The sequence below is a fragment of the Modestobacter sp. SSW1-42 genome, from assembly GCF_046635825.1.
In the GTDB taxonomy this organism is placed as follows: Bacteria; Actinomycetota; Actinomycetes; order Mycobacteriales; family Geodermatophilaceae; genus Modestobacter.
In genome coordinates this window covers 651,390-669,388 of record NZ_JBISCA010000002.1, presented here as the reverse complement: position 1 = coordinate 669,388, position 17,999 = coordinate 651,390, and the positions used below count along the sequence as shown (strand labels likewise).

The following is a 17,999-nucleotide window of genomic DNA, read 5'->3' as shown; positions in this document are numbered from 1 at the left end:
CGTCAGCGGGGGGTGAGCATCCCCGCGCCGACGGTGGCGTTGGTGGCCTCGTCGATGAGGATGAACCGGCCGGTCACCCGGTTGCGGTGGTAGTCGTCGACGAACAGCGGCTGGGTGGTGCGCAGGGTGACCCGGCCGATGTCGTTGAGCCCCAGGCCGGTGGCCTCGGTGTCCCGGTGCAGCGTGTTGACGTCGAGCCGGTACTGCAGGTCCTTGACCACGGCGCGCACCGAGCGGGTGGTGTGCTTGACCGCCAGGCGCATCCGGGGCACCAGCGGCGCGTCGGCCATCCAGCAGACCATCGCGTCGAGGTCCTGGGTGACCGCCGGGGCGTTGTGCGGCCGGCAGATCATGTCGCCGCGGGAGACGTCGAGGTCGTCGGTCAGCCGCACGGTCACCGACATGGGCGGGAAGGCGGCGTCCAGGGGGCCGTCGGGCCCGTCGATGCCGGCGATCGTGGTGGTCAGGCCGCTGGGCAGCACCTGCACCTCGTCGCCGGGGCGCAGCACGCCGGCGCCGACCCGGCCGGCGTAGCCGCGGTAGTCGCGGAACTCGTCGGTCTGCGGGCGGATGACGTACTGCACCGGGAACCGGGTGTCGACGAGGTTGCGGTCGCTGGCCACGTGCACGTGCTCGAGGTGGTGCAGCAGCGAGGCACCCTCGTACCAGGGGGTGTTGGCCGAGCGGGTGACGACGTTGTCGCCGAGCAGCGCCGAGATCGGGACGACGGTCAGGTCGGGCACCTCGAGCTTGGTGGCGAAGGCGGCGAACTCGTCGCGGATGCCCTCGAACACCTCCTCCGACCAGTCGACCAGGTCCATCTTGTTGACCGCGACCACCAGGTGCGGCACCCGCAGCAGCGAGGCGAGGAAGGCGTGCCGACGGCTCTGCTCGACCATGCCCTTGCGGGCGTCGACCAGCACGATCGCCAGGTCCGCGGTGGAGGCCCCGGTGACCATGTTCCGGGTGTACTGCACGTGCCCGGGGGTGTCGGCGAGGATGAAGGTGCGCCGCGGGGTGCTGAAGTAGCGGTAGGCGACGTCGATGGTGATGCCCTGCTCGCGCTCGGCGCGCAGCCCGTCGGTGAGCAGCGACAGGTCGACGTGGTCGCCGCGGCTGGCCCGCTCGATGGCCGCGTACTGGTCCTCGAAGACGGCCTTGCTGTCGTAGAGCAGCCGGCCGATCAGGGTGCTCTTGCCGTCGTCGACGGAGCCGGCGGTGGCGATGCGCAGGATGTCCTTGCGGGCGGTGGCGAGCTCGGCGGCGGCCTGGGCGAGCGCGGTCATCAGAAGTACCCCTCCTTCTTGCGGTCCTCCATGGCGGCGTCGCTGACCTTGTCGTCGCCGCGGGTGGCCCCGCGCTCGGTCAGCCGGGTCACCGCGATCTCGGCGATCACCTCGGCGACGGTGCTCGCGACCGACGGGACGGCGGCGGTCAGGTTCGCGTCCCCCACGGTGCGGTAGCGGACGCTCTGCCGCTGCACCTGCTCGCCGTCCTTGGGCGTGATGAACTCGTTGACCGCGTAGAGCATCCCGGCCCGGTCGACGACGTCGCGCTCGGCCGCCAGGTACAGCGGCGGGATCGCGATCTCCTCCTGGGCGATGTAGCCCCAGATGTCCAGCTCGGTCCAGTTCGACAGCGGGAACACCCGGATCGACTCACCGAGGTGGGTGCGGCCGTTGTAGAGGTCCCACAGCTCCGGGCGTTGGTTCTTCGGGTCCCACTGGCCGAACTCGTCGCGGAAGCTGAACACCCGCTCCTTGGCCCGGGCCTTGTCCTCGTCGCGCCGGGCGCCGCCGAACAGGGCGGTGAAGCCGTGCCGCTCGACGGCGTCCAGCAGCACCGGCGTCTGGATCCGGTTGCGCGAGCCGTTGGGCTCCTGGCGCACCGTCCCGGCGGCGATCGCGTCGGGCACCGAGGCGACGATGAGCTCCACGCCCAGCTCGGCGACCCGCCGGTCGCGGAACGCCAGCACCTCGGGGAAGTTCAGCCCGGTGTCGACGTGCATCACCGGGAACGGGATCCGCGCCGGGGCGAACGCCTTGCGGGCCAGCTCCAGCATCACGATGGAGTCCTTGCCGCCGGAGAAGAGCAGCACCGGCCGCTCGGACTCGGCGGCCACCTCGCGCAGCACGTGGATGGACTCGGCCTCCAGCGTCTGCAGCTGGGTGAGCCGGTGGTCTGCGGTCGTCACGCTGTCGGGCTCCCGGGGACGGCGGCACGCACCGCCGGGCGGCGGTACACGTCAGCGGGGCAACCGCATCGACGTGATGCGGATTCCCCGGCACCAGTGTCCGGCATGGCCTGCGCGGCGCTGCCGGGTGGGACCGTTCAGTCCTCCAGCGGACCCTGGCCGGCCGGTCCCGACCGCGGCAGGCGGACGGTGAACGTCGCGCCCTCGCCCGGTGCGGTGGTCAGCTCGACCCGGCCGCCGTGCGCGGCGACCAGCGAGGCGACGATCGACAGGCCCAGCCCGCTGCCCCCGGCCGCCCGGGTGCGTGAGGTGTCGGCCCGGTAGAACCGCTCGAACACCCGCTCGGCGTCGGCGGGCGCCATCCCGGGGCCCGCGTCGGAGACGGCCACGCAGACGGTGTCCGGGTCGCCGGCGGGCTCGGACAGCCGCACGGTCACCGGCGTCCCGGCCGGGGTGTGGGTGAGCGCGTTGGTGACCAGGTTGCCGATGACCTGCCGCAGCCGGGCCTCGTCGCCCAGCACCACGGGCACCTCCGTCAGTGACGGGTCGAGCACCACGTCCACGGGACGGTCGGGCTGGACGGCGCGGGCGTCGTGCGCCGCGTCGCCGGCCAGCTCGGCGAGGTCGACCGGGACGACGTCCAGCGGCCGCTGCTGGTCGAGGCGGGCCAGCTGCAGCAGGTCCTCGACCAGCAGGCCCATCCGGGTCGCCTCGGACTCGATCCGCTGCATTAACCGCTGGACCTCGGCCGGGTCGCGCACCGCGCCCTGCCGGTGCAGCTCGGCGAACCCGCGGATGGAGGTCAGCGGGGTGCGCAGCTCGTGGCTGGCGTCGGCGACGAAGCGGCGCATCCGGGCCTCGGAGGCCACCGCCTGCTCCTCGGAGGCCTGTTGCGCCCGGAACGAGCGCTCGATCCGGGCGAGCATGCCGTTGAGGGCGTTGGACAGCCGGCCGACCTCGGTGCGCTCGTCACCGACCGGCACCCGGCGGGACAGGTCGCCGGCGGCGATCGCCTGCGCCGTGCGCTCGACGTCCTGCAGCGGGCGGAGGCTGTTGCGCACCAGCAGGTACCCGGCGGTGGCCATGGCGGCGAGCACCATCAGCCCGACCACCAGCTCGGTGCGCACCAGCCGGTTGATGGCGTTGCGGTCGTCGGAGAGGTCCTGCCCGACGACGATGGCGAACTGGCCGGTGACCTGGACGACGCCGACCCGCCAGGTGGTGCTGCCGTCGAGGGAGCGGGCGGTGAACAGCGCCCGGGTCTGGGCGTCGATGGCGCCGACGTCGACGCCGCCCAGGTCGGGCAGCACCCGGTCGCCGATCGGGCCCTGCACCACGGTCAGCACACCGTCGTCCACGGTGAGGTCGAGGCAGGCCGCGTAGGTGGTGCTGGGGAAGCGGGGTGCCTGGGTGAGGCAGTTGCGGGTCACGCTGCTCGGCTGCTGCTGCAGCCCGTCCAGGGTCTTGTTCAGCTGCTGGTCCTGCTGCTCCAGCAGGTAGTCGCGCAGCAGGGACGTCGACGCGAGCGCGGTCGCACAGAGCGCAACGGTGACCAGGACGACCAGCAGCGCCACCAGGGTCACCCGCAGCGGGACCCGGGGCCCGGGCATCGGCACGGGTGCCTCGGGGACCGGTGTGGGCGCCAGGGGTGGGGCCGCCGCCGAGGAGACCGGGACGTCCGTCGTCGTCACGTGCCGCGGGGCAGGCGCAGGGAGTAGCCCACGCCGCGCAGGGTGTGCAGCAGTCGCGGCTCGGTGGTGTCGACCTTGCGGCGCAGGTAGGAGATGTAGGACTCCACGACGTTGGCCTCGCCGTTGAAGTCGTAGTTCCACACGTGGTCGAGGATCTGCGCCTTCGACAGCACGCGCCCGGCGTTGGTCATCAGGTAGCGCAGCAGCTTGAACTCGGTGGGGGAGAGGCTGACCAGCTTCCCGGCCTTGAGGACCTCGTGCGACTCCTCGTCCAGCTCGATGTCGGCGAAGGTGAGCTTCGGCGACTCGGCCGCCTTCTGCACGCCCTGGCTACGCCGCAGCACCGCCCGGATGCGGGCGAGCACCTCGTCGAGGCTGAACGGCTTGGTCACGTAGTCGTCGCCGCCCAGCGTCAGGCCGGTGACCTTGTCCTCGCCGGCGTCGCGCGCGGTCAGGAAGAGCACCGGCGTGGAGCTGCCGTTCTGCCGCAGCCGGCGGACGACGCCGAAGCCGTCGAGCCCGGGCATCATCACGTCGAGCACCAGCAGGTCGGGGCGGAACTGTTCGGCGACGGCGAGGGCCTGCTGGCCGTCGGCGGCGGTGGCCACCTCGAAGCCGTTGTAGCGGAGGCTGGCCGACAGCAGCTCACGGATGTTGGGCTCGTCATCGACCACCAGCAGCCTGGCCTCCGGCCTCGAGCCGGACGCCGTGGAGCCGGTGCTGCTGCCGGACACGGGGCCTCCCGTTGCACTCTGCGCCGCCGTCGTGGTCATGGTGACAGGTTGCGGCGGCGGACTGCGCGAGGCCTGGACGTTCCCTGTGAGGACGCTGGGGGCGCCCGGTCGGCCGGCGGGGGACTCGGTCGGCGGGGGACTCAGCCGGCGGGGGACTCAGCCGGCGGGGGACTCAGCCGGCGGGGGACTCAGCCGGCGGGGGACTCAGCCGGCGGGGGACTCAGCCGGCGGGGGACTCAGCCGGCGGGGGACATCGCCCGGCCGCGGCGCCAGTAGCCGATTGCGTGGTGCTGGTGGCGCCGCAGCCCCCACCGGCCGCGCAGGTCGGCCCGGACGGCGCGCACCGTCGCGGACTCGGCGCCGACCCAGGCGAAGAGGTCGTCGCCGGCGGGCCGCTCCAGCGCGGCGACCGCGTCGACGAGCAGGGTGCTCTCGCCGGGGCCGGTGCCGGCCCGGTGCAGCCAGCGCACCTCGACCCCCGGCGGCGCGTCCAGCTCCTGCTCCTCGGCCGGGCCGGCCACCTCCAGCAGCGCGACCCCGCGGGTGTCCGGCGCGGCGGCGGCGAGGATGCGGCTGATCCCGGGCAGCGCGGTCTCGTCGCCGGCCAGCAGCAGCCAGCCGGCCGGCTCGGCGCCCAGCGGGGCGGCGCTGGCCACGCCGAGCACCGCGCCGGGCGCGGCGGCCGCGGCCCAGGTCGCGGCCGGCCCGTCGCCGTGCAGCACGAAGTCGACGTCCAGCTCACCGGCCCCGGGGTCCTGGCGGCGGGCGGTGTAGCTGCGCAGCGCGACCCCGTGGCTGCCCTGCGGCCAGACGATGCGGCCGTCGCGGGCCACCTGCGGCCAGCGCGGTGCCGGGTCGCCGACCCAGGGGACCAGCAGCGACAGCGTCGGGCCGGCGGCGGCCACGACGGTGGCGGAGGCGGTGAGGGTGACCCGGCGGACCGCGGGCGTCACGTCGCGCACGGCGCTGACGGTGAGGACGTCGACCGGACGGGCGGCCACGTCGACGGCCGGGTCGACGGTCGGGGCGGCGGCGGTCTCGGTCGGTTCCACGAGCCCCAGGTTAACGGGGGCCGACCCGGCCAGCCCCGGGGGAATGGGGCCGACCGGGCCGGCGATCGGGGACGGGTGCTCACCGTGCGTGATCAGCTGACTGCGCTGACCGGGGAAGACGCTCGGGCCACCCGTCGAGTGAGCACGCTACGTGACGACTGCGGGTGCAGCCCACCCCGTCCGGTGGAGTCCCCCCGAACGGGTGAGGCCCCCGGTGGCGCACAGCCCGATGTGTGCGCCCGTCCCGCCCCGGGCAGGCAGGGCGGACCCACCGAGCGGACGACGAGCGGACGACAGGAGCCGGCGATGGCGCAGGAGTTCGACAAGGGCGACCACGTGAGCTGGAAGAGCCACGGCGGCGAGGCCGAGGGCACGGTCACGAAGAAGATCACGAAGGACACCGAGGCGGCCGGGCGCACCGTGCGGGCCAGCGAGGACGACCCGCAGTACGAGGTGAAGAGCGAGAAGAGCGGCGGCACCGCCGTCCACAAGCCCAGCGCCCTGCACGAGGACTGACCGAGGAGACCCGATGAGCGAGAACGACGACACCTTCGCGGGCACGGCCGCCCGCAGCACCACGCACAGCGCGCGCGAGGACGACCAGCTCAAGCACGAGATCGAGGGCATGATCCGTGCCGGCCGGTCCACCCACGCCGAGGAGTGGAAGGACCCCGAGCCCGCAGCCGAGGGCGAGCCCGACGTCGACAGCTCGCCGGCGGACACCCTGCTGGGCGGCGTGCCCAACGGCATGACGCCGGACGCGGTCGTCGCCCGGGCCGAGCTGGCCCGCTGGCTGGACCGCGCGGACTTCCCCGCCACCGGCCCGGACCTGGTAGAGGCCGCCCGCGACCACCGGGCGCCCGACGCGGTCGCCGACGAGCTGGCCAAGCTGCCCGACGGTCAGACCTACGAGCGCATCGGCGACGTCGTCCGCGCGCTCGGGTACCCGACCGAGACCTGAGCCCCCGGCGGGCCTCCGACCGGCGCCGTCCCCGCGGGGGACGGCGCCGGTCGTGCGCTCAGTGCGTGCCCGCCTCCGCCTCCTCCTCGGCGATCTCCTCCGCGCCGCGGCGGCGCAGCAGCCGGGAGCCGGGGAAGCCCTTCACCACCTGGCGCATGTCCTGCACGGTGTCCAGCAGCGCGTGCACGTCGGGCACCACGTCGCCGAGGGTCACCAGCACCGGGACGACGTCCTCGTCCAGGTGCACCACCAGGTCGGGCAGCCGGTCGACCAGGGCGATCAGCGCGGCGACCTCGTCGGGGTCGAGCTGCTCGGCGAACCGGGTGAGCGCCGGGGCCAGGCGGGTCAGCGGGTCGGCGTAGTGGTCGACCAGCGGGACCAGTGAACCGACCAGCGGGGTCACCGTGTCCAGCAGGGAAGCGGTGGTCTCCAGCAGGTCCTCGGCCCGGCCCAGCAGGCCACCGGCCGCCGTGGCGGTCCCGCCGACCACGCCCAGCACCTGCTCGGCGGCGTCGGTGGTGCCGCCGATCCGGGCCACCACCTGCTCGGCCGCGTCGGTGGTGCCGCCGATCCGGGTCACCGCCTCGTCGGCGGCCGCCTGCGTCACGCCGAGATGCTCGATGGCCCGGTCGGCCGCGGCCTGCGTCTCCCCGATGCGCAGCACCGTCTGGTCGGCCGCGCGCTGGGTGATCCCGATGTGCTCGATCGCCTCCTCGGCGCGCGCCCGGGTGGCCGCCACGCCGGTGATCGCGTCGTCCGCGGCCGCCTGGGTCCGCTCGATCCGGGTCATCGCCTCGTCGGCGTGCGCGCGGGTCGCGTCCACCGCGGCGATCGCCCGCTCGGCGGAGTCGGCGAGCAGCTCCGCCCGGTCGATCAGGGCGGTGCCGCGCTGGAGCAGCCGCTCGAGCTCGCCCATCGCGCCGGCGATCCTGGGCAGCAGGGTGAGCGCCTCGGCGACGCCGTCACGCAGGCCCCCGGCGGCGCTGAGCACGTCGGTCGGGCCGGGGAAGGGCAGCTTCACCGGGCCGACGCTACGGTCCGGCCCGCGTCCCTGCCGGTCGAGCCCGGGCAGGAGATGCCCCCGCCGTCCGCGCGTCCGGCCGTCGGGCCGTCGCCGCGCCCGTATCGTGGGAAGGTCCCACGGCGGGCGGCGCGAGCTCGGCCGGGGCGCGGAACGGGCGGCCCGGCCACGGCGCCGCAGGACACGACGATGGGATGTCGACACCGGTGGCGGACGAGCCCAGGCCGAGCGGGACCGACGGTGGCGGACCCGTCGGCGACCGGTCCGCCACGGGCTCCCGCGCGGCCGGCGACGGTCCGGCCGCCCCGCTGACCGTGGCCGAGCTCGTCGCCCGGTCCGGTGGCGCGCGGGTGGGGCGCCGCGCCGAGCGGCGCGAGGCGGAGGCCACCGGCCGGCAGCAGGCGGTCGACGAGCAGGGGCTGCCGCGACGGGGCGCGCCCGAGCTGCCCGACGACGCCCGGCGTGCCGAGCGACCCGGCGGCGACCCCGCGCCCCGCGTCGGTGCGCGCCGTGCACCCGGCCGCCCGGCCGCTGCCCCGTCGCCGCCGGTCCTGCCGACCGGCTGGCAGCCCGCCGCCCCCGCCCCCGACGCCGGGCCGCCGGCGGCGCCCGCGACCGGGCTCCTGCCCGGGACGCCCGACGTGGCGACCCCCGCCCGCCCGGCGCCCGCGTCACCGGCTGCGCCCGTGGCCGGGCCGGCGGGACGGTCGGCGGCCCCACCGCTGCCGGCGACCGCGCGGAACGCACCCCCACCCGCGGCCCCACCGGTGCGTCCGTCGGCCGGGCCGGCGCCGCAGCAGGCGCGCGCGTCCGGCGCCACGGCCTGGCCCGTGCCGGTGGCCCCGCCGGCGCCCGCGTCCCCGGCACCGCGGCCGGCCCCTGGCCCGAGCCCGGCCGCGCCGGCGGCCCCGGCGCGTGGTGCCTCGCCGTCCGTGCCGGTGCCCCCGATCCCCGGACTGAGCGGCGCGCCCGGGACCCCGCTCCGGCCCGCGGTCCCGCCGCCGGGCGGGCCGCAGCACTCGGTGCCGGTCCCCGGTGTCCGCCGGAGCCTGCCGATCCCGCCGATCCCCGGCCGTGACCTGCCCACCGCGACCGGCTCGACCGTCGCCCGGCGACCGGCGCGGGTGCGCACGCCACCGAGCCCGGCCCGGCGCCGGTTCAACCGGGCGGTGTTCGCGCTGCTCGCCCTGCTGGGCGTGGTGGTCGCCGCCTACGGCGGGCTGTACGTCTACGGCGACCAGGCGATCGGCCGGGTCGACGCGCTGGTCCCCGACGGGCCCGAGGTGCTGGCCCCGCAGCTGCAGGCCGGCGCGGAGACCTCGCTGGTGGTCACCAGCGGCCTGCCCGGGCGCAGTGGCCTGGCATCGGTGGCCGCCCTGGTCGCGCACGTCGCCGACGACGGTCGGGCGGTGGTGGTGGCGCTGCCCCCGACCGCGCTCACCGACACCCCTGCCTGCCGCGCCGCCGACGGCTCGTTGCGGGAACCGGCCACCGAGCCGTTCGCCGCGGCGCTGCTGCAGGGCGGGCCGTCCTGCCTGGTGCGCTCGGTCCAGCAGCTGACCGGGCTGCGGGTCGACCACTACGTCGGGGTGGACGCCGCCCGGCTGCCGGGCCTGGTCGAGGTCCTCGGCGAGGTCCAGATGTGCCCGACCGTCGGGGAGCAGCAGCTGGCCGGGGACGCGGTGGCCGACCACCTGCGGCCCGGCGGCGCGGGCTCCGACGTGACCGGGGCGATCGTGGGCGCCCGCGGCCAGCAGGTGCTCGCCTCGACGCTGTCCGCCGGCCTGACCGGGGGCGCACTCGCCGACCCGCTGACGCTCGCCCGGTTCCTGTCCCGCACCGGTGACACGCTCACCGTCGACGAGGACACCAGCCTGCAGGACGTGCGCTCGCTGGGCCTGGCCCTCGGCCCGGACGGGCAGTCGGCCGTCGAGGTCACCGCGCTCCCGGTCGCCCAGGTCGGCCGGGTGGCGACCGGCAGCGACCAGGCCGCCGTCGTCGTCGACGCGCTCGCCACCCGCGAGCTGTTCGACGAGGTCATCAACAGCGGCCGGCTGCCGGCGCCGCAGGAGCCCGCCGCGGGGGAGGCCGCGCCCGCCGACGCCGCTCAGGCGGCCGCCCCGGCCGTCGCCGACCCGGTGCCGGCGGGCACCACGGTCACCATCCCGCCGGAGGGGGTGACCGTCGACGTGCTGGACGCCACCGGCGCCGGCCGCACCGCGGAGGTCGCCGACGCCCTGGCCGCCGCTGGGTTCCGGGTCGGCGTCCGCGGGGTCGAGCCCGGGGCCGTGGACCGCACGGTGGTCCGCTACGGCCCCGCGGCCCTGGAGCCGGCCCGCACCGTGGCCGCCGCGGTGCCCGGCGCCGTCCTGCTGGAGACCCCCGCGGTGGGCGCCGCCGTGCAGCTCGTCGTCGGCCCCGACTACACCGGCCTGGCGCCGGCCGACCTCGGCACGCCCGTCCCGGCGTCCGCGGCCCCGCCCGCCGAGGCCGGCGACGGGGCCTGTACCAGCTGACCCACCCCGTGCTGGTCCGCCCCGTGCCGACCCGGGCCCGGTGGCCTGCCGCACGGACGACCACGGCCCCGCCCCCGCGGGAGCGGGGACGGGGCCGTGGTCTGCAGCGGGAGAGCCGGGTGGCTCAGCGCGGGATCACCCGAAGCGGCCGGAGATGTAGTCCTCCGTGGCCTTCTCCTCGGGGTTGCTGAAGATCTTCTCGGTCGGGTTGAACTCGATGAGCCGGCCGGGCTGGCCCACGCCGTTGAGGTTGAAGAACCCGGTGGAGGTGCTCACGCGCGCGGCCTGCTGCATGTTGTGCGTGACGATGACGATGGTGAACCGCTCCTTGAGCTCGGTCATCAGGTCCTCGATGGCCAGCGTGGAGATCGGGTCCAGGGCCGAGCACGGCTCGTCCATCAGCAGCACCTCGGGCTCGACCGCGATCGCGCGGGCGATGCACAGACGCTGCTGCTGGCCACCGGACAGGCCGGCACCGGGGCGGTCGAGGCGGTCCTTGACCTCGGTCCAGAGGTTGGCACCCTTGAGCGAGCGCTCGACCAGGTCGTCCATGTCGCTCTTCTTGAGCTTGGTGCTGTTCAGGCGGACACCGGCCACCACGTTGTCGTAGATCGACATCGTCGGGAACGGGTTGGGCCGCTGGAAGACCATGCCGATCTGCCGCCGGACGTCGACCGGGTCGACGCCGGCGCCGTAGAGGTCCTGGCCGTCGATGACGACCTTGCCCTCGACCCGCGCGCCGGGGATGACCTCGTGCATGCGGTTGAGCGACCGCAGGAAGGTCGACTTGCCGCAGCCCGAGGGGCCGATCAGTGCGGTGATGCTGCGCGGCTCGATCGAGATGTTGACGCTCTCCACGGCCTTGAAGTTGCCGTAGTAGATGTCCAGGTCACTGACGTCGATGCGCTTGGCCACGGGTGGGTCCTCCGGATGGGTCGGTCAGCGACCGGTCTTGGGGGCGAAGAAGCGGGTGATCAGGCGAGCGATGACGTTCAGCGCCATGACCAGGATGATGAGGACGAGCGCCGAGGTCCAGGCCCGGTCGATGAACGCCTGCGTCGCGGTGCCCGGCTGGGTGAGCTGGTAGTAGGCGAAGACCGGCAGCGTCGCCATGCGCCCGTCGAACGGGTTGAGGTTCGTGCCGGTGATCAGGCCGACGGTGATCAGCAGCGGCGCGGTCTCGCCGATGACGCGGGCGACCGCGAGCGTGATGCCCGTGCCGAGGCCGGCGATGGCGGTCGGGATGACCACCTTCACGATCGTGCGCCACTTCGGGACGCCCAGGGCGTAGGCGGCCTCGCGCAGCTCGTTCGGGACGAGCTTGAGGACCTCCTCGCAGGAGCGCACGACCACCGGGATCATCAGCACCGACAGCGCGACGGCGCCCATGACCCCCATGCGGACCTCGACGCCGAACAGCAGCGTGAAGAGGGCGTAGGAGAAGAGGCCGGCCACGATCGAGGGGATGCCGGTCATCACGTCGACGAAGAAGGTGATGGCCTTCTTCAGCCGGCCGGTGCCGTACTCGACCAGGTAGATGGCGGCGAACAGGCCGATCGGCACGGAGATCACCGTGGCCAGGGCCGTGATGATCACGGTGCCGAGGATGGCGTGGTAGGCGCCACCACCCTCACCGACGACCCGGTACATCGAGTTGGAGAAGAACGCGCCGTCGAGCCGGGGGAGACCGTTGTCCAGCACGGTGTAGACCAGCGAGACCAGCGGCACCATGGCGATGGCGAAGGCGGTGGTCACCAGGCTGGTGACCAGCCGGTCGGTGGCCTTGCGGCGGCCCTCGACCGCGCGGGACACCAGGTAGACGGCCAGGCTGCCCAGGACGACGCCGTAGATGACGGTCAGCGCGACGCTGAAGCCGGTGAGCGCGGACAGGAGGGCCCCGAGGGCGACCCCGGCCAGGAAGATGCCGACCGGGGCGAAGCGCGGCAGCTTGCGCTGCTCGCGCACCGGGCCCGCGTTGCCGAGGCTGGTGGCGCCGACGGGGGCGAGGGGGGTCTCGGTGCTCATCAGTTGGCTCCGGAGAAGTCGGCGCGCCGGTTGACGATCCAGCGGGCGAGCATGTTGACGGCGAGCGTGATGAGGAACAGCGCCAGGCCGCTGGCGATCAGCGTGTTCACGCCGATGCCGGTGGCCTCGGGGAACCGCAGGGCGATGTTCGAGGCGATCGTCGAGGGGTTCGAGTTGCTGATCAGGTTCACGGTCGCGCCGGCGCCGCCGGACAGGATGATCGCGACCGCCATCGTCTCGCCGAGGGCGCGGCCCAGGCCGAGCATCGCGCCGGCGATCACCCCGGACTTGCCGTAGGGCAGCACCGCCATCTTGATCATCTCCCAGCGGGTGGCGCCCAGGGCCAGCGCGGCCTCGCGGTGCAGCGCCGGGGCCTGGCTGAACACCTCCCGCGAGATGGCCGAGATGATCGGCAGGATCATCACGCCGAGGACGATGCCGACGGTGAGCATCGTACGGCCGCTGGCAGAGGCGGGGCCGGCGAAGAAGGGCAGGAAGCCGAGGGTGTCGGCCAGCCAGGTGTGGAAGGGCACCAGCTGGGGCGCCAGCACCGCCAGGCCCCAGAAGCCGTAGACGACGCTGGGGATCGCGGCGAGCAGGTCGATGACGTAGCCCAGCGTCGCGGCGATCCGCCGGGGCGCGTAGTAGGTGATGAAGAGCGCGATGCCCACGGCCAGGGGCGTGGCGACCAGCAGGGCGATCACCGCGCCGAGCAGGGTGCCGAGCACGAGCGGGCCGATGTAGGGGGCGAGGCCGTTGCCGTCGGGGATCTCCGCGGCGGGGGCGGTGAGGGCCGGGACGGCCTCGCTGATCAAGAAGGCGGCGACGCCGGCCAGGACCAGCAGGATGAAGACGCCGGATCCCCGGGCCGCGCCGGAGAAGATGCGGTCACCCGGTCGGCGGACGGCTCGCTGCTGCGACGGTGGTTCGATCGGGGCCTTCGTGGCGGTCACCGGTGCTCCGTGTGGTTCGTGGGGTGCCGTGGAGGTTCTCAGTGTCGTGCAGGGTGCCCGGGGCCGGGCGGTGCGATGGCCCGGGACGTCGGTCGACGTCCCGGGCCAGCGCGGTGTGCCGGTGTCAGCCGGCGGCGGTGATGGCGTCGATCGCCGTCTGGGCCTGCGTGCGCAGGGTCTCGGAGATCGGGGCGCTGCCGGCGTTCTCCGACGACGCGGACTGACCCTCCTCGCTGATCACGTACTGCATGAAGCCCTTGACGTTGGCGGCCTTGGCGGCGTCGTCGTACTGGACGCAACCGACGTGGTAGCTGACCAGGACGACCGGGTACTCGCCGGTGCCCTCGGTGGCGCGGTTGAGCTCGATGGCGAAGTCGTACTCGCCACGGCCCTCGACCACCGGGGAGTTCTCGACGACGGCGGCGGCGGCCTCCGCCGACGGGGCGACGAACTCGCCACCGACGGCGACGCTGACGATGCCCAGGTCCGAGGCCCGGCTGGCGTCGGCGTAGGTGATCGCGCCGGCGGTGCTGGTGACGACGTCGATGACGCCGGAGGTGCCGTTGGCGTTCTCGCCGCCCTCGAGCGGCCAGACGCCGTCCGGCTCGGCGGTCCACGCGTCGGGGGCGACCTCGTGCAGGTACTCGGTGAAGTTCTCCGTGGTGCCCGAGTCGTCGGCGCGGTGCACGGGGACGATCGCGGTGGACGGCAGGGTGACGCCGGCGTTGTCGGCGGCGATGGCCGGGTCGTTCCAGGTGGTGATCTTGCCGCTGAAGATGTCGGCGACGGTGGCCGGCTTCAGGTTCAGCGAGTCGACGCCCTCGAGGTTGAACGCGACGGCGATCGGCGAGATGTAGTTCGGCAGCTCGAAGACGTCGGCGGTGGCGCAGCGGTCGGCGGCCTGGGCCAGCTCCTCGTCCTTCAGCGCGGCGTCGGAGCCGGCGAAGTCGGCGGCACCGCTGAGGAAGGCCTTGCGGCCGTTGCCCGAGCCGCTCGGGTCGTAGCTGAACTGCACGTCGGGGTACTCACCCTCGAAGCCGGCCTGCCACGCCTCCATGGCGGACTGCTGCGCGCTGGAACCGGCGCCGGCGAGGGCGCCGCTGAGCTCGGGGGCGGCGCTCGACGCACTGCCGCCGGAGGTGGCGGCGCCAGCGTCGCCACCGGTCTCGTTCGAGGCGCCACAGGCGGCCAGGGCGAGGGTGGCAGCGAGGGCGGAGGAGACCGCCGCGGCGCGCGTCGTGGTGCTGAGCTTCAACTCAGTGCCTTTCAACTGAAGGGTGCCCGGACGTCGAAGCCGGGCAGTCTGCGTGACGTGGCAAGACGCTAAGCAGGCCAGGTGGACGGATCCGGCAGCCTCGGTGAACGAGGCGTGAACGCCCGTTGAGACGTCGGCCACGACTCGGCGGACGCTGTCCGTCCAACGGGTGAACGCCCGCGTGGCGAGACGATGGGGAACCGGAACTGCACCCTCAGCGAGAGGTCGGCCGCCGCCACGAGACGTCGACCGTGTACCGCGTGAAACCGCTGCGCTCGTACAGCGCGACCGCTGCGGTGTTGTCCTCCTCGACGTACAGCAGCACGTGGGAGAGCCCTCGGCCGCGCAGGTGCGCCAGCCCGAGGTCGGTCAGTGCCCGGCCCAGCCCGAGGCCCTGCGCGTCGGGGTCGATGCCGAGCACGTAGACCTCCCCGACGGGGGCGTCCCCCGCCTCGCCGGCGGGGTGGACCTTGGTCCAGTGCGAGCCCAGCAGGCGCGGGCCCGCCGGCTCCTCGCGCCAGGCGAGGAAGAAGCCGGCCGGGTCGAACCAGGACTCGGCCTCGCGCAGCGCGAGGTCGGCAGCGGTCCAGCGGCCCTGCTCGGGGTGGTGGGCGAAGGCGCGGGCGTTGACGTGCAGCCAGGCGTCCTCGTCGGCGCCCGGCCGGAACGTCGACACCGTGACGCCGGCGGGCAGGCGGGGCTGCGGGTCGGGGTCGACGCCGTCGAGCGGGCGGCGCATCTGCAGGAGGACCCGGGCGCGCTCGTACCCGCGCCCGCGGGCCAGCTCGGCGGAGCCGGGCAGCTCGCCGTGCGCCCAGACCCGCAGCGGCCGGTCGCCGGCGAGCTGCTCGAGCCGGCCCAGCAGCGCGGTGCCGACACCGCGGCGGCGGGCGGACGGTGCGACGACCAGCTCGGCCTCGGCCTCGGGGTCGCCGTCCGGCCGCTCCAGGCGCGCGTAGCCGACCAGGGTCCCCGCGGCGTCCCGGGCGGTGACGTCGGCGCCGCCGGCCGGACCGCCGTGGGCCAGCCGCAGCTGCGACTCCTCCGAGACCGGCCGCACGCCGTCGGCGGCCAGGGCGGCGGCCAGCAGGGCCTCCACCGCGGCCACCACCGGCGCGGACAGCCGGTCGGTGACCTCGACGGAGAGGACGGGCGGGTCGGTGCTCAGGGGACCGGTGCTCAGGAGACGGTGTCGGCCGCGGCGACGCCGGCTGCGGCCGTGGCGTCGGCGACCTGCTGGTCGAGCTTGTAGCCGACGTTGCGGACCGTGCCGATCAGCGCCTCGTGCTCGGTGCCCAGCTTCGCCCGCAGCCGGCGGACGTGGACGTCGACGGTGCGGGTGCCGCCGAAGTAGTCGTAGCCCCAGATCTCCTGCAGCAGCTGGGCGCGGGAGAAGACCCGGCCGGGGTGCTGGGCGAGGTACTTGAGGAGCTCGAACTCCTTGTAGGTGAGGTCGAGCGGGCGGCCGCGCAGCTTGGCCGAGTAGCTGTGCTCGTCGATGACCAGCTCGCCGGCCTTGGTCACGCCGCCCTCGGCGCCGTCGGCCGGGGTGGAGGCGGCCAGCCGGCGGGCGGTGGCCCACTTCAGCCGGGCGTCGACCTCGGCGGGGCCGGCGGTGTCGAGCACCACGTCGTCGACGCCCCAGTCGGCCGACAGCGCGACCAGGCCGCCCTCGGACAGGACGGCGACGAGGGACGCGGCCACGCCCGTGGAGGCGAGCAGCGAGCAGAGGGTGCGGGCGGAGACGAGGTCGTGCCGGGCGTCGACGAGGACGACGTCACCGGCGTCACCGTCGAGCAGGCTGGACAGCTCGGGAGCCACGACGCGCACCTGGTGGGCCAGCAGCCCGAGCGCGGGGAGGACCTCCGTGGTGGCCTGCCGGGCCGAGGTCATGAGCACGAGTCGCATGTCTCTCCTCACTGGGGTGGAGTCCCAGGCCGTCGACCGCGCTGTCGAGGTGAGAGGGCAGGATAGCGGACGGACGACGCCGCCAGGACCCGTCGCCGCCGGGCGGGTCCGCACGGCTCCGGCGCCGGTCTCTGGGACGATCGGGGGGTGACGGCGGCAGGGGTGGACGTGGAGCCGTCCCCGCGCGTGCACCACCTGCCCGCGGCCGGGGCGGTGGTCGTGGCGACCGCGCTCGTCGCCGGTCTGCCGGTGGCCCTGGGCGACGCCGGCCGGTTCGCCGCCGTGCTCGTGCTCCAGCTCGCGCTGGTGGCCGCCTGGGTGGTGGCCACCGGCATCCGCGGGTCCACCGGCTCGCTCGCCCTGGGCGGGCTGGCCGCGGTCGGCGCCGACCTGGCCATGGTGCTGCCCGAGCGCCCGGAGCTCGACCGGCTGCTCGCCGTCCTGGGGCTGGGCTTCCTGCTGGCCGTCGTCCACCAGATGACCCGCCCGTCCCCACGCCGCTACCTGGTCGCGTCGCTGGCCGGCGTCCTGCTCCTGCTGTGCTGCGTCAGCTCCCTCGCGGTGCTGCTGGCCGTCGCCCGGGTCGACGACGGCGAGCGGGCCGTGCAGACCGCGGTGCTCGCGGTCGGGGCGGCGGTGCTGGCCGGCCACCTCGTCGACCTCGTGCTGCCCCGTCCGCAGATCGCCGACGGCGTGCCGCGCGGTCTGGTCGGCCTGGTCGTCGCGGTGCTCACCGCGGTGGTGGTGGCGCTGCTGCGCCGCGACGGCGGCGCGCTGGTCGACTCGCTGTCGGCGGCGGTCTACGGCGCCTCGCTCGGCGGGGTCGCCGCGTTGACGGCGGTGGCGGCCTCCTACGTGGTGGCCGAGCGCGGCGCGGCCAGCTGGTCGCTGCCGGTGTTGCAGTCGGTGCTGCCGCTGGCCGCCGTGGCGCCGGTCGCCTACGCGCTCGCCCTCTCGGGCACCGGGTGAGCCGCCGGGCCGGGTGCCTGGGCGCCCTGGTGTTCCTGCTCCTGCTCGTCGTCGGCCTCCTGGTCGTCGTCGACCGGGTCGGCGTGGGCATCGCCGAGGACCGGGTCGCCGAGCAGGTGGCGCAGCGCGGGGGGCTGGCCGGGCCGCCGGAGGTCGAGATCGCCGGGTTCCCGTTCCTCACCCAGGCCCTGGGCGGTGAGTACGACGACGTCCGGCTGCAGCTGACCGCCGAGCAGCTCGGCCAGCCGGCCGGGACGGCCGCCGACGTGTCGCTGCGCGGCGTGCACGTCCCGCTGTCCGACGTCGTGTCGGGCTCGGTCCAGCAGGTCCCGGTCGACCGCGTCGACGGCACGGCCACCCTCTCGTACGCGCTGCTGGCCCAGCAGCTGGGCGGCGACACGACGCTGAGCCAGGAGGGCGACGGCATCCGGGTCACCCGGCGGGTGGAGGTCCTCGGGCTCGAGGTCCCGCTCACCGCGACCGGCACGGTGCGCCTGGAGGACGGCGACGTGGTCGTCGACGTGGGCGAGGCCTCGGCCGGCTCGCTCGACGTCCCCGGCGCGGTGCTGGAGGAGGCCGCGCAGCTGCTCGACCTGCGGTACCCGGTGCCGGCGCTGCCCTTCGGCCTGCAGCTGACCAGCGTGGTCCCGGCGGCCGACGGCGTCGACGTCCGGGTCGAGGCCACCGACACGGTCCTCACCGGCTGAGCCGTCCGGCGCC

17 protein-coding genes are annotated in these 17,999 nt (G+C 74.9%); 5 read left to right on the top strand and 12 right to left on the bottom strand.

What is annotated here, in order from left to right; all coding sequences use genetic code 11:
* Positions 1 to 2: 2 nt before the first annotated feature.
* The 5 genes from ACGBYP_RS08495 to ACGBYP_RS08475 form a co-directional block, all read right to left on the bottom strand.
* Positions 3 to 1,286: a sulfate adenylyltransferase subunit 1 gene (locus tag ACGBYP_RS08495; protein WP_411582960.1), complete on the bottom strand. Its 1,284-nt coding sequence runs from the start codon at positions 1,284 to 1,286 to the stop codon at positions 3 to 5.
* The gene (gene cysD / locus ACGBYP_RS08490) at positions 1,286 to 2,194 is read right to left on the bottom strand and encodes a sulfate adenylyltransferase subunit CysD (RefSeq protein ID WP_411582958.1); all 909 of its coding nucleotides are present in this window, start codon (positions 2,192 to 2,194) and stop codon (positions 1,286 to 1,288) included. The genes ACGBYP_RS08495 and cysD overlap by 1 nt, the downstream gene beginning before the upstream one ends.
* A 137-nt stretch (positions 2,195 to 2,331) precedes the next feature.
* The gene (locus ACGBYP_RS08485; protein ID WP_411582956.1) at positions 2,332 to 3,804 is read right to left on the bottom strand and encodes a sensor histidine kinase; all 1,473 of its coding nucleotides are present in this window, start codon (positions 3,802 to 3,804) and stop codon (positions 2,332 to 2,334) included.
* Positions 3,805 to 3,881: 77 nt separating this feature from the next.
* Positions 3,882 to 4,658, bottom strand: a complete 777-nt coding sequence (locus tag ACGBYP_RS08480; RefSeq protein ID WP_411582954.1) for a response regulator transcription factor — start codon at positions 4,656 to 4,658, stop codon at positions 3,882 to 3,884.
* Positions 4,659 to 4,855: 197 nt separating this feature from the next.
* Positions 4,856 to 5,671, bottom strand: a complete 816-nt coding sequence (locus ACGBYP_RS08475; protein ID WP_411582952.1) for a siderophore-interacting protein — start codon at positions 5,669 to 5,671, stop codon at positions 4,856 to 4,858.
* A gap of 306 nt (positions 5,672 to 5,977) precedes the next feature.
* On the opposite strand from ACGBYP_RS08475, the gene ACGBYP_RS08470 reads away from it, so the two are divergent.
* Positions 5,978 to 6,187 (top strand): DUF2945 domain-containing protein, encoded by a 210-nt coding sequence (locus ACGBYP_RS08470; RefSeq protein WP_411582950.1) that lies wholly within the window; start codon positions 5,978 to 5,980, stop codon positions 6,185 to 6,187.
* A 13-nt stretch (positions 6,188 to 6,200) separates the two neighbouring features.
* The gene (locus tag ACGBYP_RS08465) at positions 6,201 to 6,632 is read left to right on the top strand and encodes a DUF2795 domain-containing protein (RefSeq protein ID WP_411582948.1); all 432 of its coding nucleotides are present in this window, start codon (positions 6,201 to 6,203) and stop codon (positions 6,630 to 6,632) included.
* Between the two features lie 58 nt (positions 6,633 to 6,690).
* Here the strand turns inward: ACGBYP_RS08465 and ACGBYP_RS08460 are convergent, their stop codons facing one another.
* On the bottom strand, positions 6,691 to 7,653 hold the full coding sequence (locus ACGBYP_RS08460; RefSeq protein WP_411582946.1) for a hypothetical protein: 963 nt from the start codon (positions 7,651 to 7,653) through the stop codon (positions 6,691 to 6,693).
* 1,022 nt (positions 7,654 to 8,675) lie between these two features.
* Here ACGBYP_RS08460 and ACGBYP_RS08455 point away from each other — a divergent pair.
* A complete protein-coding gene (locus tag ACGBYP_RS08455) occupies positions 8,676 to 10,169 on the top strand; it encodes an LCP family protein (protein WP_411582944.1) in 1,494 nt (497 codons plus the stop codon).
* Between the two features lie 135 nt (positions 10,170 to 10,304).
* Here the strand turns inward: ACGBYP_RS08455 and pstB are convergent, their stop codons facing one another.
* The 6 genes from pstB to ACGBYP_RS08425 form a co-directional block, all read right to left on the bottom strand.
* Positions 10,305 to 11,084, bottom strand: a complete 780-nt coding sequence (gene pstB, locus ACGBYP_RS08450) for a phosphate ABC transporter ATP-binding protein PstB (protein ID WP_411582942.1) — start codon at positions 11,082 to 11,084, stop codon at positions 10,305 to 10,307.
* 24 nt (positions 11,085 to 11,108) lie between these two features.
* Positions 11,109 to 12,194, bottom strand: coding sequence for a phosphate ABC transporter permease PstA (pstA, locus tag ACGBYP_RS08445; protein WP_411582940.1), 1,086 nt, complete (start codon positions 12,192 to 12,194; stop codon positions 11,109 to 11,111).
* A complete protein-coding gene (pstC, locus tag ACGBYP_RS08440) occupies positions 12,194 to 13,147 on the bottom strand; it encodes a phosphate ABC transporter permease subunit PstC (RefSeq protein WP_411582938.1) in 954 nt (317 codons plus the stop codon). Before pstC ends, pstA begins: the two co-directional genes overlap by 1 nt.
* A gap of 124 nt (positions 13,148 to 13,271) precedes the next feature.
* Positions 13,272 to 14,402 carry a phosphate ABC transporter substrate-binding protein PstS gene (gene pstS, locus ACGBYP_RS08435; protein WP_411582936.1) on the bottom strand — a complete coding sequence of 377 codons (1,131 nt, stop codon included), beginning with the start codon at positions 14,400 to 14,402 and terminating at the stop codon, positions 13,272 to 13,274.
* Positions 14,403 to 14,616: 214 nt separating this feature from the next.
* Complete coding sequence (gene mshD, locus ACGBYP_RS08430) at positions 14,617 to 15,525, bottom strand: mycothiol synthase (RefSeq protein ID WP_411583694.1); 909 nt, start codon at positions 15,523 to 15,525, stop codon at positions 14,617 to 14,619.
* A 56-nt stretch (positions 15,526 to 15,581) separates the two neighbouring features.
* A complete protein-coding gene (locus ACGBYP_RS08425; protein ID WP_411582934.1) occupies positions 15,582 to 16,310 on the bottom strand; it encodes a winged-helix domain-containing protein in 729 nt (242 codons plus the stop codon).
* 147 nt (positions 16,311 to 16,457) lie between these two features.
* On the opposite strand from ACGBYP_RS08425, the gene ACGBYP_RS08420 reads away from it, so the two are divergent.
* Positions 16,458 to 17,279 carry a hypothetical protein gene (locus ACGBYP_RS08420; RefSeq protein ID WP_411582932.1) on the top strand — a complete coding sequence of 274 codons (822 nt, stop codon included), beginning with the start codon at positions 16,458 to 16,460 and terminating at the stop codon, positions 17,277 to 17,279.
* The gene (locus tag ACGBYP_RS08415) at positions 17,276 to 17,986 is read left to right on the top strand and encodes a DUF2993 domain-containing protein (RefSeq protein ID WP_411582930.1); all 711 of its coding nucleotides are present in this window, start codon (positions 17,276 to 17,278) and stop codon (positions 17,984 to 17,986) included. Before ACGBYP_RS08420 ends, ACGBYP_RS08415 begins: the two co-directional genes overlap by 4 nt.
* Positions 17,987 to 17,999 lie beyond the last annotated feature (13 nt).

Excerpts from the sequence above, each read along its gene's own strand:
- ACGBYP_RS08425 (WP_411582934.1), bottom strand. The coding sequence starts at position 16,310 with ATGCGACTCGTGCTCATGACCTCGGCCCGGCAGGCCACCACGGAGGTC.
- ACGBYP_RS08485 (WP_411582956.1), bottom strand. The coding sequence starts at position 3,804 with ATGCCCGGGCCCCGGGTCCCGCTGCGGGTGACCCTGGTGGCGCTGCTG.
- ACGBYP_RS08470 (WP_411582950.1), top strand. The coding sequence starts at position 5,978 with ATGGCGCAGGAGTTCGACAAGGGCGACCACGTGAGCTGGAAGAGCCAC.
- ACGBYP_RS08495 (WP_411582960.1), bottom strand. The coding sequence starts at position 1,286 with ATGACCGCGCTCGCCCAGGCCGCCGCCGAGCTCGCCACCGCCCGCAAG.
- ACGBYP_RS08480 (WP_411582954.1), bottom strand. The coding sequence starts at position 4,658 with ATGACCACGACGGCGGCGCAGAGTGCAACGGGAGGCCCCGTGTCCGGC.
- pstA (WP_411582940.1), bottom strand. The coding sequence starts at position 12,194 with ATGAGCACCGAGACCCCCCTCGCCCCCGTCGGCGCCACCAGCCTCGGC.
- ACGBYP_RS08465 (WP_411582948.1), top strand. The coding sequence starts at position 6,201 with ATGAGCGAGAACGACGACACCTTCGCGGGCACGGCCGCCCGCAGCACC.